Annotated in this window: 15 protein-coding genes, 1 tRNA gene, 1 pseudogene and 1 riboswitch; of the genes and pseudogenes, 14 read left to right on the forward strand and 3 right to left on the reverse strand. The window is 39.3% G+C overall.

From position 1 onward, the window contains the following. Window positions 1-169 precede the first annotated feature (169 nt). The 9 genes from JT739_RS07015 (at window position 170) to JT739_RS07055 (ending at window position 6,897) form a co-directional block, all read left to right on the forward strand. Window positions 170-646: a CarD family transcriptional regulator gene (locus JT739_RS07015; RefSeq protein WP_237660395.1), complete on the forward strand. Its 477-nt coding sequence runs from the start codon at window positions 170-172 to the stop codon at window positions 644-646. A gap of 131 nt (window positions 647-777) precedes the next feature. Continuing rightward, window positions 778-1,866: a PIN/TRAM domain-containing protein gene (locus JT739_RS07020; protein WP_237660396.1), complete on the forward strand. Its 1,089-nt coding sequence runs from the start codon at window positions 778-780 to the stop codon at window positions 1,864-1,866. 15 nt (window positions 1,867-1,881) lie between these two features. Continuing rightward, entirely contained in the window at window positions 1,882-2,583 is a 702-nt protein-coding gene (gene ispD / locus JT739_RS07025) for a 2-C-methyl-D-erythritol 4-phosphate cytidylyltransferase (protein ID WP_237660397.1), read from the forward strand. Window positions 2,584-2,585: 2 nt separating this feature from the next. After that, window positions 2,586-3,059 (forward strand): 2-C-methyl-D-erythritol 2,4-cyclodiphosphate synthase, encoded by a 474-nt coding sequence (gene ispF / locus JT739_RS07030; RefSeq protein WP_255688503.1) that lies wholly within the window; start codon window positions 2,586-2,588, stop codon window positions 3,057-3,059. Between the two features lie 83 nt (window positions 3,060-3,142). After that, window positions 3,143-3,283: riboswitch (cyclic di-AMP (ydaO/yuaA leader) on the forward strand. Between the two features lie 2 nt (window positions 3,284-3,285). Beyond that, window positions 3,286-3,747, forward strand: a complete 462-nt coding sequence (locus JT739_RS07035; RefSeq protein WP_237660398.1) for a septal ring lytic transglycosylase RlpA family protein — start codon at window positions 3,286-3,288, stop codon at window positions 3,745-3,747. 300 nt (window positions 3,748-4,047) lie between these two features. Then, window positions 4,048-4,731: a serine O-acetyltransferase EpsC gene (gene epsC / locus JT739_RS07040; RefSeq protein WP_237660399.1), complete on the forward strand. Its 684-nt coding sequence runs from the start codon at window positions 4,048-4,050 to the stop codon at window positions 4,729-4,731. Next, a complete protein-coding gene (locus JT739_RS07045) occupies window positions 4,724-4,924 on the forward strand; it encodes a hypothetical protein (RefSeq protein WP_237660400.1) in 201 nt (66 codons plus the stop codon). The genes epsC and JT739_RS07045 overlap by 8 nt, the downstream gene beginning before the upstream one ends. Window positions 4,925-5,080: 156 nt before the next feature. Beyond that, on the forward strand, window positions 5,081-6,481 hold the full coding sequence (gene cysS, locus JT739_RS07050) for a cysteine--tRNA ligase (RefSeq protein WP_237660401.1): 1,401 nt from the start codon (window positions 5,081-5,083) through the stop codon (window positions 6,479-6,481). After that, window positions 6,466-6,897: a Mini-ribonuclease 3 gene (locus JT739_RS07055; RefSeq protein ID WP_237660402.1), complete on the forward strand. Its 432-nt coding sequence runs from the start codon at window positions 6,466-6,468 to the stop codon at window positions 6,895-6,897. The genes cysS and JT739_RS07055 overlap by 16 nt, the downstream gene beginning before the upstream one ends. On the opposite strand, the gene JT739_RS12915 is transcribed toward JT739_RS07055, so the two are convergent. Together JT739_RS12915 and thyX are read right to left on the reverse strand one after the other, a co-directional pair. Next, on the reverse strand, window positions 6,894-7,604 hold the full coding sequence (locus tag JT739_RS12915) for an FAD-dependent thymidylate synthase (protein WP_370642598.1): 711 nt from the start codon (window positions 7,602-7,604) through the stop codon (window positions 6,894-6,896). The two genes, JT739_RS07055 and JT739_RS12915, sit on opposite strands and share 4 nt — an antisense overlap. A gap of 156 nt (window positions 7,605-7,760) precedes the next feature. After that, window positions 7,761-8,042 (reverse strand): annotated as a pseudogene (gene thyX, locus JT739_RS12920) (FAD-dependent thymidylate synthase); the annotation flags it as partial. A 125-nt stretch (window positions 8,043-8,167) separates the two neighbouring features. Here thyX and rlmB point away from each other — a divergent pair. From rlmB to zupT, 5 genes are all read left to right on the forward strand, one after another. Then, window positions 8,168-8,920, forward strand: a complete 753-nt coding sequence (gene rlmB / locus JT739_RS07065; RefSeq protein ID WP_237660404.1) for a 23S rRNA (guanosine(2251)-2'-O)-methyltransferase RlmB — start codon at window positions 8,168-8,170, stop codon at window positions 8,918-8,920. Next, window positions 8,913-9,434 carry an NYN domain-containing protein gene (locus tag JT739_RS07070; protein WP_237660405.1) on the forward strand — a complete coding sequence of 174 codons (522 nt, stop codon included), beginning with the start codon at window positions 8,913-8,915 and terminating at the stop codon, window positions 9,432-9,434. Before rlmB ends, JT739_RS07070 begins: the two co-directional genes overlap by 8 nt. A 100-nt stretch (window positions 9,435-9,534) precedes the next feature. After that, window positions 9,535-10,182 carry an RNA polymerase sporulation sigma factor SigH gene (sigH, locus tag JT739_RS07075; protein ID WP_237660406.1) on the forward strand — a complete coding sequence of 216 codons (648 nt, stop codon included), beginning with the start codon at window positions 9,535-9,537 and terminating at the stop codon, window positions 10,180-10,182. Window positions 10,183-10,294: 112 nt separating this feature from the next. Next, a tRNA-Gly gene (locus tag JT739_RS07080) sits at window positions 10,295-10,371 on the forward strand. Window positions 10,372-10,460: 89 nt separating this feature from the next. Then, window positions 10,461-11,240, forward strand: a complete 780-nt coding sequence (gene zupT, locus JT739_RS07085; RefSeq protein ID WP_237660407.1) for a zinc transporter ZupT — start codon at window positions 10,461-10,463, stop codon at window positions 11,238-11,240. Between the two features lie 17 nt (window positions 11,241-11,257). Here the strand turns inward: zupT and JT739_RS07090 are convergent, their stop codons facing one another. Further along, window positions 11,258-11,710, reverse strand: a complete 453-nt coding sequence (locus tag JT739_RS07090) for a ferritin-like domain-containing protein (protein ID WP_237660408.1) — start codon at window positions 11,708-11,710, stop codon at window positions 11,258-11,260. Window positions 11,711-11,826: the final 116 nt, after the last annotated feature.

Raw genomic sequence — 11,826 nt, forward strand, 5'->3', positions numbered from 1 at the left:
TTTTGAGTCATGTTGAATGTCTCCTCTCTCATACCTGACATTTTATCAGAATAAATTCAACATGACATTATCACAGAATAACAACAAGTATAATTATAATTTAATTGACAAAAGTCTCAAAATATGTTATTATTTCTACTGAAGCTGATATATTTTGGGAGGAGCTTTTATGTTTAATATCGGAGATAAAGTAGTTTATCCCATGCATGGAGCAGGAATTATAGAAGCCATAGAAGAAAAAGAGATACTGGGTGAAAAGCAGAAGTACTACGTCATGCGCATGCCTATCGGGAACATGAAAGTAATGATACCATTAAAAAATATAAAGGATATAGGAGTTCGACAGGTGGCTGGAGATGACGAGATAGCTGAGGTGCTAAATATTTTACGCGGAGAAAAAAGCAAGATGTCAGCTAATTGGAATAGGCGCTACAGAGCTAATATGGAAAAAATAAAAAGCGGAAATATATTTCAATTAGCTGAAGTAGTTCGAAACTTGACTATCAGAGATAAAGAGAAAGGGCTTTCTACCGGTGAGCGCAAGATGCTTGAAAATGCAAAACACATACTTGTAAGTGAGATAGTTCTAAGCAAGAATATAACAGAAGAAGAAGCGCTTCAACTGATTGAAAATGCATTCAATTGAAGTGCATTTTTTTATTGAGCTTAAAACAAAAGCATGTCATGTATAGATTTAATTAACTTTTTATTATATAATAATTGAAAACTCAAGTAAAAATCCTAAAAATGGCTATAATTAATACAGGAGGTGATATTGTGATAAACAAAATTTTGCGAATCGTCATTACAATGATTGGACTTGGTATAGGATTTCAATTTATGCTCTTAGTACTATATCTCAACAATTATATTGGACTTTTTCATTTGGACTACGTTCCGACTTTGATAATTAAATTAGTCGGCACCTTGTTTTTTGGAATCATATTTTATCTTTTAAGTTCACGCTTAATAGATGCGGGTATAAGATCAAAGGAGTGGCTTGAAAACAGGCTCCAGCATACTCCGATGCGGGATATACTGTACGGGTTTTTCGGCGTTGTAATGGGGCTTTTGGTAGCCAATTTATTTTCAAGGGCTTTTTTAAGCATTCCGTGGATAGGCGGATATTTGCCAATTGTATTTAACATAATCATGGCTTATTTAGGAGGGAGTATTGCCCTTAAGAAAAAAGAAGAATTGTCAAATCTCATTTCTCTTTCTTTGGCAACTTTTCAAAAAAAGAAAAAATCCTCTTCACCCATAGGCTGGGTAAAGCCTAAAATACTTGATACAAGCGTAATTATTGATGGCCGTATTGCAGATATTTGTAAAACAGGTTTTGTTGAAGGCACCTTAATAATACCTTCCTTTGTACTGGAGGAATTAAGGCACATCGCCGACTCTTCAGATAGCCTCAAGCGAAATCGAGGCAGACGAGGTCTTGATATCTTAAACAAGATACAAAAAGAGCTTGATATAGATGTTGAGATTTACGAAAGTGATTTCGAAGACATATCTGAGGTTGATAGTAAGCTGGTGAAACTTGCGCAGATACTGGACGGGACTATAATAACAAATGATTTTAACTTAAATAAGGTAGCAGAATTTCAAAAGGTGCGGGTGCTTAATATCAATGAGCTCGCAAATGCAGTAAAACCCGTAGTTCTCCCGGGTGAGGAAATGGTAGTTCAAGTAATAAAAGACGGGAAAGAAACCGGTCAAGGTGTGGCGTATTTAGATGATGGCACGATGATTGTAGTAGATGGTGGCAAAAAGCATATTGGTGAGACCATTGGCGTAATGGTCACCAGCGTACTTCAAACAGCCGCCGGAAGAATGATATTTGCCAAGCCAAAATCCTTGTAATTTGGAGTGAAGTATATGCACGTAAGCGCCGTTATAGCCGCCGGCGGTAAAGGAAGGCGTATGAACAGCAGCATTAGCAAACAGTTTTTAAATATTAAAGGCCGTCCAATTCTCTACTATACACTGAAGAAATTTGAAAGGATAGATAAGATAAAGTCAATTATTCTGGTGGTTGGTGCCGATGATATTGATTTTACTCGAGAGGAAATTGTAAAGCGGTATAAATTTAAAAAAATAAAAATTGTCCAAGGCGGCAAGGAACGTCAGGACTCTGTATATAACGGTTTGAGGGAACTTTCCCCTCAAACCGATATTGTTGTTATTCACGATGGTGTGAGACCTTTTGTTCCGGTAACGATCATTGAGAAAAGCATAGCTGCTGCGGCGAAGTATAAAGCGGTGGGAGTAGCGGTGCCGGTTAAGGATACTATTAAAGTGGTGGATGACAATTATACAATAAAAAACACACCGGATCGCAAAACCCTTTGGGCAATGCAGACACCTCAAAGTTTTACGTATGATGTTATCATGCGGGCTTATGAAAAGGCCATGTGCGACGGTTTTTACGGGACGGATGATACGGTTCTTGTGGAGCGCCTAGGCCTGACGGTAAAAATTATTGAAGGAGCATATGAAAATATTAAAATTACTACACCGGAGGACATAATTTTTGCAGAAACTTTTATTAATTTAGGCTATGGTCATTACTGGAGGTAATTATGAGGATAGGCATAGGATTTGATGTTCACCAACTAGTCGAAGGAAGGAAACTTATACTTGGTGGAGTAACAATACCCTTTGAAAAAGGTTTATTAGGCCATTCCGATGCTGATGTGTTGGTTCATGCTATAAATGATGCCCTTTTAGGTGCATGTGCCTTGGGCGATATCGGAAAACATTTTCCTGATACAGACCCCGCCTATAAAGACATAAGCAGCATCAAATTGCTAAAAAGAGTAAAAAATTTATTAAGTGTCCATGGCTATAAAGTGGTCAATATAGATTCTGTCATATGTGCAGAAAGGCCTAAACTTGCCCCCTATATAGACGAAATGCGCAAAAACATCGCAGAAACCTTAAGTATTGCCGTAGATCGGGTCAGCGTAAAAGCAACAACTACCGAAGGATTAGGTTTTGAGGGAAAAGGAGAAGGCATTTCCGCTCAAGCTGTTTGCTTAATTGAAAAAATTTAATAGTAAAATTTGCACATAGAATAAAAACTTAATAATTGGACAAAATCTCTAGTGAGGATATGAAATCCTCACTTTTTTATTTAATAAATAAAACGCCGAATTCCTTTTAGATAAAAAGGATACGGGGGAACCATTTTACAGGGGTGAATCTCCAGTACTGGAGAGGGGCTTTCCTTTCAACCCTAACCCGTCAGCTAACCTCGGAGGCGTGGAAAGGAGGGTAACCATGGGCAAAATAATTGCCAAAGTATTAGCTTTGCTGTTGCTGTTTTGCTTTATGGGGCCAATACAAGGGGGACAAGGTGCTCAACTCGAAAAACCCGTATATTATAGCTTGGAGCGGACCAAGCCTTACCTGGAAGCAAAACCTGAAAAAAAGGTTAACGATACACAACTATTTATAGGCAAAGCCTCTTGGTATGGGCCGGGATTTCATGGAAAATTGACTGCCAATGGCGAAATCTTCGACGAAAATGCTTTGACAGCGGCCCACAAAGAATTGCCCTTTGGAACTAAAGTGCTTGTTACCAATTTAAGAAATGGTAAGAGCACCATCGTAACCATAAATGATAGGGGGCCCTATGTGGAAGGCCGGCACATAGATTTATCCCGGGCAGCAGCAAGAGAAGTAGGGATGATAGAAGATGGCGTTGTAGAAGTTAAGATGCAAATTATATCCTATAAATAGGATGAACCAATGACTTGACTTTACATGAAAAATTTAATAGTATTAAATTAAAATGAATAGCCAAAAAGCCATGAAGGGGCTCGTAGGCTTGACACTGCCTTCAGAGAGAAACCGTCACCGGCTGAAAGCGGTTTTAGGTAAGACAAGACCGAAATTGCACCCCAGAGCTCATGCCTTGAATTAAGTAGAGGTTATGCGGCTTATGCCGTTATATAATTAAGTTATAAAACAGAGTGGAAACGCGAGTCCCTCGCCTCTGATGAGGCGGGGGATTTTGATATTAAAAAAGGAGGGAGTTTCATGCTAAGTACCATAAGACAAGACATAAATGTTATCTTTGAGCGGGATCCGGCGGCTAAGAGCGTAATAGAGGTAATACTTTGCTATCCTGGCTTTCACGCAATTTTGATGCATCGTATAGCCCATTTCTTTTATAAATTAAATTTAATTTTGATAGCTCGAATTATTTCTCAGATAAATCGCTTTTTGACAGGAATTGAGATTCACCCGGGCGCAAAGATTGGCAAAGGATTTTTTATAGACCATGGTATGGGTGTAGTCATAGGTGAAACTACAGAAATTGGCGACAATGTAACACTGTATCAAGGCGTGACTTTAGGAGGCACCGGAAAAGACAAGGGAAAGCGCCACCCTACCTTGGGCAACAATATTGTAGTAGGGTCAGGAGCCAAGATCTTGGGCCCTGTGACAATTGGCGACAATTCCAAAATCGGTGCCGGTGCTGTAGTGCTTAAAGATGTCCCACCCAATTCTACAGTTGTGGGAATACCCGGCAAAGCAGTAGTCAGAAAGAAAGTGAACTTTTCTGATGCCGATTTCACCAAAGTGGATTTAAACCATCATCTGCTGCCTGATCCTGTGGCAGATATGATGAGAAGCCTGCAGAAGAAAATTGAGACACTTGAAATGCGAATCGCTTTTTTGGAAAAGGAGCTAAAAGATTACCTCTGCAGCTTTGGTTAATATGACGGAAATCGATACTTTAAACAAGGCCGTCGTTATTCTTAAGATTGAGACAAACGCAGCAGGAGCATCGCGCAGGATGCGCGATGACGGGCACTTGGCAGGATGCCAAATTGCCCGTGAACTCCTGCGGAGTGCAGGCTCAAGCTTTAGAATAACAGGTCTTGTTTACGTAGAGATGCCGTCATATTAACCAAGGCTTTAAGAGCATTTTGACCGGCAAATAGAATGATAATGGTCTTGATTAAAGTATCACTGGTCCGGCATATTTACTAGAAGCATTTATCGTTATTTTTTTACCTGATATTTAAATTTACATAGATTTATATTTTAAGCGGAGGGAATATTAATGCTTATATACAATACCTTAACGCGTAGGAAAGAAGAATTTGTGCCCATAAACGGCAATAAGGTCAATATCTACACCTGCGGTCCCACGGTTTACGATTTTTTTCACGTAGGCAATGCCAGAGTCTTTATAACCTTTGACATGGTGAGAAATTACCTTAAGTTTCGAGGATACGATGTGACTTTCGTCCAAAATTTTACAGATATTGATGACAAAATGATAAAAAGGGCCAACGAAGAAGACATAACCATAAAAGAACTGGGAGAGCGGTTTATAGCTGAATACTTCAAAGATGCCGATGCCCTTGGTATACAAAGGGCCGATGTTCACCCGAGGGCCACAGAGCACATTAATGATATTATAAATTTAATAGAGATTTTAATAGATAAAGGTTATGCTTATGTAGTAGATGGGGATGTATATTACGAAGCCAGGAAATTTAAAGAATATGGCAAGCTTTCCCGCCAAAACGTTGACGAATTGGAAGCTGGAGCCCGAATTGAGCCAGGAGAAAAGAAAAGAGATCCCATGGATTTTGCCCTTTGGAAAGCCCAAAAACCTGGAGAACCAGCCTGGGATAGTCCCTGGGGTAAAGGGCGGCCAGGATGGCACATTGAATGTTCTGTAATGGCTATGCGCTACCTGGGAGAAACCATTGACATACACGGCGGTGGCCCGGACCTCATTTTCCCCCATCACGAAAACGAAATAGCTCAAAGCGAAGCTGCTACCGGCAAGCCTTTTGCGAAATATTTCATGCATGTAGGGTATCTAAATATTAACAATCAAAAAATGTCTAAATCCCTGGGGAACTTTTTCACGGTTCGAGATATTCTTAAAAAATACGACCCTGAGGTTTTAAGGTTTTTCATGCTTTCATCACATTACAGAAGCCCCATTAATTTCAGTGAGGATTTGATGCAGCAGGCTAAAAATTCTTTAGAGCGACTATATAATGCTTTGTACAGCATGGAGCATTTGGAAGGTACGGCACAAGATACGGAGCTTACAGAAGAACATAGGCAATATCTGGACAAACTAAATGCTTACGAGCAGGAATTTGTAGCAGCAATGGACGATGATTTCAACACCGCCGGTGCCATGGCAGCCCTTTTTAATATAGTAAGGGAATACAACATGAAAGTTAATGAAAAATCTCCTTTAGAATTAGTAAAGCGCACAAAAGAACTGCTGCTTAATTTGGGAAGCGTCTTGGGATTTTTCCGCAAGTTTACGGAAAAGACCTTATTAGATGAAGAAATAGAGCAAAAGATAAAAGAAAGGCAAGAAGCCAGAAAAAACAAAAACTATGCCCTAGCTGATAAAATCCGAGATGAACTAAAGGCTCAAGGTATAATTCTCGAGGATACCCCCACAGGAGTCCGTTGGAAACGGCTTTAGAGGAGGGATTATATATAGAAACTTACAATCACAGTATTGATGTAGATTCTCTATCTGCCCTTGCTTTGGCCTTTGTAGGTGATTCAATTTTTGACCTTTTTATAAGGACTAAGCTGGTGGGAAGCGGCAAAAAAGTAAGAGACCTTCACAGGGAAGCGGTCAGCTTCGTGAAAGCCTCTGCCCAAGCAAATATTTTAAAAGAATTGGAACCGGAGCTTAGCTCTAAAGAAAAGGATATAGTAAGAAACGCCAGAAACGCCAAGGTAAACACGGTGCCAAAGCATGCGGATATTATGGACTATCACTACAGCACAGCCTTTGAAGCATTATTAGGGTATCTTTACCTTTCTGGAGATATAAATAGGCTACGAGAAATTCTTCATATGGCATATGATATAAACAATAAAACCTCTTAACCGTGGTATGGCGGATATTTACCGCAACCCATGTCCCCTTCCGGACAATATCCGAGCGCCTCACAGGGAGCTCCTGCCGTTTCAAAAAGGCCAGGGGCTATTTTTTTAACTTCAGCAAGCATCAAATTTGCAAGTTGGCGAATTTCGGTTTGAGCCCGCTCGCAGCAGCGCAGGTTAAAGAAATTATAAAGGCTCCTTACGTTCATGGTCATGACTATCCTGGTTTGAGTGCCGTGAGGCAATATGTATCTTGCATCTTCCTGGTCGATGCCCATTCTCACCAGGTCTATGTAGCATTTCTTACAGGCATCAAGGCCTTTTATATAGGTAAGCAGTGTCTTGGGACTTGCGGCTATACTCTCTGGAGCCATAGCGTAGTATTTAGTTTCTATAAAATCCTGCATAAGGACCAGGATTTGTTTGGAAAGGGCCGAATCCTTTTCGCAAAGGGCAATTAGCTTTTCCTCATCATAGAGTGATTTTACAAAATCCATATTTTCATAAATGTAAAGGCCAAAATCTAAAGCTTTTTGTATTAATAATTTTTCGCCTTCACGAGTAATATTAAAATGAACAGCATCAAACACAGATTTAAGTTCCATGGGAAAAGCCAAAGAATAATTTTCGTCATCCGATATGAGACCTGCGCCGTCAAAAACTCCCCGTAAATAGGAGGTTATGTGTAAATTTTTAACATCTTGAGGCATCAAACCGCAAATGTTGAATTTGTCAATTAGATGTTGGTTTTTTGCGGCACTGTTGCCTGACAGCTTACAGGAGAGGGCAAAGCCTTCTAAATAGCTGATATATTCTGATTCTAACTCATCGCTGTCAACTGATTTTGATATTTCAGCATCAAAGGGATTGTTGTATCTTAAACTCTGCACAGAATATGATGCTATGCGGTGTCTGGTAATCTGTGCCAATAAGGTGCGACTTACACCGTCGATAGCAAAAGTAAAGCTTACGTGTTCCGTAGGAGACATATGTCCCATATCCATTAGTTTTTTAATAAAAGTAGCGGCCTTTTCTTGGCTGAAGTTGTCCATTATCTTTGTGGCGCTGATTTTAGAATAGCAAAGCCGAGCGGCGGCAGCAGCTACTTTTTCAGGTTCAGGTGTATGTGCTATAATTGTGACTTTCATTCAACAACCTCCTTGACATTTTTGGAAAATTAAAATATTATTTGTACGAATCTTTTCTTACATTATAACGTACTGCAACAGAGCCGCAATTATAAAAAATAAATGTGCCAATAACTTTACAGGGGATGGTTAAAATTAGCTATAATCAGATTGAAGGTCGCAATTCGGTTTGGGAGGCTTTGCAAGCAGGAAGGTCTATTAATAAAATTTACATAAAAAAAGGTGAACACCGAGGATTGATATTAGATATCATAAATAAGGCACGAGACCTGAAAATCCCTCTTTCGGAAATAGATGAGGGCGCTTTTTTATCAATGGCTAAAACGCCAGGTCATCAAGGTGTTATAGCTAAAGTTGCTTCACAAGATTATGCGAGCCTTGAAGACATATTAAAAGCTGCCCAAGATTTACAGGAGCCCCCTTTTATACTGATTTTAAATGAGCTGACTGATCCGCAAAACTTGGGGAGTATTCTGCGGACTGCTGATGGTTTAGGAGTTCACGGGGTGATAATACCTAAACATAGAGCATGTGGCATAACTCCTACTGTTGCCAAGATTTCTTCAGGTGCGGTTGAGTATGTGAAGGTAGCCAGAGTTACTAATATTGCAAGGACCATCGATGAGCTTAAAGAGCAGGGTATATGGATAGTTGGTGCGGATATGGATGGAAAAAATTATTTTGAAGTAGATCTTACGGGGCCGGTGGCACTTGTAATAGGTGGTGAAGATAAAGGCCTGGGAAAACTGGTAAAGAAAAAGTGCGATATATTGGTGAAGATTCCTTTAAGAGGAAAGATGTCATCTCTAAATGCAGCTGTGGCAGCAGCAATATTAGGTTATGATATTCTCAGGCAAAGGCTTGAAAGGTATGGATAGAAAGTCTAGAGAATTTTTGTTGGTAGATGGTTACAACATAATCAATGCATGGCCTGAGCTTTCTGAAGAGGCAAAAAAGGTAGATTTAAGCTCTGCCAGGGATAAACTGATTGACATCATGGCCGATTATTCGGCTTCAACTGGAATATTTGTTATTATCGTGTTTGACGCACATCAAGTGGAAAAGCACACAAGGACAAATTACACCATAAACGGTGTTGAGGTGGTTTATACTAAGGTAGGCGAAACTGCAGACCATTACATAGAAAAGATTGCAGATGCCATAGGCCGCGAAGAAAAAGTGAGGGTGGCGACTTCCGACTGGATAGAACAGCAGATAGTTATGGGAAGAGGTGCAAGCCTCATTTCAGCAAGAGAGCTGTATCAAGAGGTGCGCAGCTTAGTGGCTAAACGCCGGGCTATGGAAAAAAACCAATCCAAAGCAAGAGAAACTTTGTCAGACATAATAGATCCCAGGTTAAAAGAGCACTTAAAGAAATACATTAAGGATTAAGCGTTAAACCCGACAGCGTAAAGGCTTGACTACTTTAAACAACTTAAGCTATAATTATTTTATAATGTGCTGCCTTTAAAAATACATGGGGGCGATTTTATTGAACGTCAGGCTTCCTAAAGAGGAATACCTGGTTTTTGATGATATGACTGATGAAGAAATTGTATGTGAAGCTATAAGCGGTGACGATGATGCCCTGGAATACATTATTCATAAGTACAAGAACTTTGTAAAATCCAAGGCCAGATCCTATTTCTTAATAGGAGCTGACCGGGAGGATATTATTCAAGAAGGAATGATTGGCCTTTATAAGGCCATAAGAGATTTTAATCCTGAAAAGTTATCTTCTTTTAGGGCATTCGCAGAGCTTTGCATTACCAGGCAAATCATCACTGCCATAAAAACAGCTACTCGTCAAAAGCACATTCCGCTGAACTCTTATGTTTCTCTCAATAAACCCCTTTATGATGAAGATTCCGACAGGACTCTACTTGATATTCTATCGGGTGTAAAGATTTCAGATCCGGAAGAACTCATAATAAGTCAGGAAGAATTTGAAGATATAGAGGACAAAATGGGAGAAATTTTAAGCAAACTGGAATGGCAGGTATTAATGGCATATTTAGGAGGGAAATCATATCAGGAGATTGCCAAGGAACTAAAACGCCATGTTAAATCCATTGATAATGCCCTTCAACGGGTAAAGCGAAAGCTGGAGAAATATCTTGAAGTCCGTGAAGTTAATTAACTTTTAATTTATAGCTATTGACCAAAGTTTCTTTTGTATTTATAATTATCATATACGGATAGATCAATCTTTCTACTGCAAAACTAACATAAGATATCCAGCTTTGAAATTTGCGGGAATAGCTCAGCTGGCTAGAGCGTCAGCCTTCCAAGCTGAATGTCGCGGGTTCGAATCCCGTTTCCCGCTCCAAATTCTGACACTAATAACTGTAATACTCCAATGCGTATTACAGTTTTTTGTTTTATAGCTATTTTTTTAACTAAGCCGGAGGTGGAGTAATGGATCAACATACCATTGCAGCATTTATCATTTCTTTTTTGGCAGGAATTTCTACACTGCTGGGGGCAATAATAATCTTTTTTACAAAATCAAAAAGTGAAAAAATTGTATCTTGTTCTTTAGGTTTTGCGGCAGGAGTAATGATATCCGTATCCTTTTCTGATTTGCTGCCAGAAGCACAAAAGGCTATTGCAGCGCATTCCAGTGAAAATTGGGCAATTATTTATTCTGTCATATTCATGGTAATAGGTTTATGTTTGGCTCTGGCAATTGATTATTTTGTGCCACATGAAGAATTTGACCCCGAAAACAACGATAAACCACATCAAAATCTCTATAGAGTTGGCTTTGTGTCTATGCTTGCCATGATGCTACACAATTTTCCCGAAGGTATTGCCACATTCATGGCAAGCTACAACGATCCCACCCTCGGTATGTCTATAGCCGTTGCCATTGCATTTCACAATATCCCAGAAGGCATTTCAGTGGCCATGCCAATTTATTTTGCTACGCAGAGCAAAATAGCCGCGTTGAAATACACCTTTTTATCAGGCATTGCCGAGCCCATCGGTGCTGTTTTAGCATTCCTGATATTAAAACCGTTTATCAATGAATTTTTCCTTGGAGCTATCTTTGCGGTAGTGGCGGGTATTATGATTTATATAAGTTTTGAGGAGCTAATACCTACATCAAGACAGTATGGATATAGCAGATTGGCTCTTTTATCGTCTTTCGCGGGTATTTGTATTATGCCCTTAAGTGGTGTGATTTCTCTATAAATTGTCCATATATTACTTTATAGTGTATGATAAAGGGTGCTAAATTGTGTAGCATGTTCTAATTCATCAACCATGGCAAAATAAAAAGTATCCCTTATTAATTGATCAGTAGTTGAAAGTTGCACATCTCGGTAAAATTCTGCAGCCTCCAATTCGCTCTTTAATGCTTGTAAAATTCCTGCTTTGTAGCTTGGGTATTGAACTGGATTTGGGGCATATTGAGGCATCTTGCCGGTATAGTGGCGATAAAGTTTTATGAAAGCTTGCAGATGATCTAATTCATCCTGGCGGGCATGCTGGATGAATTCCATATGAAGTGCATCTGGCGCTTGCCGAAGCAGTGCACCGTAGAATTCTGCAGCAGTAGCTTCATCTACAATGGATTTATATATATATTGAATTATTTTTCCAAATGATGTGGGACCTAAAACTGGCAAATTTGGAATCTGGAGATCTATGTTCTGATACATGCTCTTCCTCCTCATTAAGCTTTATATGTTTTAATAATAGTTTATTATTTGCGCTAAAAATTTGTGCGGATGTAAAAAATTAAAATCCTCTTTTTAAACTGTCAATAACCAGTAAA

The organism is Tepidanaerobacter sp. GT38 (assembly GCF_021991635.1).
Classification (GTDB): domain Bacteria; phylum Bacillota; class Thermosediminibacteria; order Thermosediminibacterales; family Tepidanaerobacteraceae; genus DTU063.

Bases quoted from the DNA above. Each gene is read 5' to 3' on its own strand.
- JT739_RS07015 (WP_237660395.1), top strand. From the start codon at position 170: ATGTTTAATATCGGAGATAAAGTAGTTTATCCCATGCATGGAGCAGGA.
- ispD (WP_237660397.1), top strand. From the start codon at position 1,882: ATGCACGTAAGCGCCGTTATAGCCGCCGGCGGTAAAGGAAGGCGTATG.
- ispF (WP_255688503.1), top strand. From the start codon at position 2,586: ATGAGGATAGGCATAGGATTTGATGTTCACCAACTAGTCGAAGGAAGG.
- JT739_RS07035 (WP_237660398.1), top strand. From the start codon at position 3,286: ATGGGCAAAATAATTGCCAAAGTATTAGCTTTGCTGTTGCTGTTTTGC.
- epsC (WP_237660399.1), top strand. From the start codon at position 4,048: ATGCTAAGTACCATAAGACAAGACATAAATGTTATCTTTGAGCGGGAT.
- cysS (WP_237660401.1), top strand. From the start codon at position 5,081: ATGCTTATATACAATACCTTAACGCGTAGGAAAGAAGAATTTGTGCCC.
- JT739_RS12915 (WP_370642598.1), bottom strand. From the start codon at position 7,604: ATGCCTCAAGATGTTAAAAATTTACACATAACCTCCTATTTACGGGGA.
- rlmB (WP_237660404.1), top strand. From the start codon at position 8,168: ATGGTTAAAATTAGCTATAATCAGATTGAAGGTCGCAATTCGGTTTGG.
- JT739_RS07070 (WP_237660405.1), top strand. From the start codon at position 8,913: ATGGATAGAAAGTCTAGAGAATTTTTGTTGGTAGATGGTTACAACATA.
- zupT (WP_237660407.1), top strand. From the start codon at position 10,461: ATGGATCAACATACCATTGCAGCATTTATCATTTCTTTTTTGGCAGGA.
- JT739_RS07090 (WP_237660408.1), bottom strand. From the start codon at position 11,710: ATGTATCAGAACATAGATCTCCAGATTCCAAATTTGCCAGTTTTAGGT.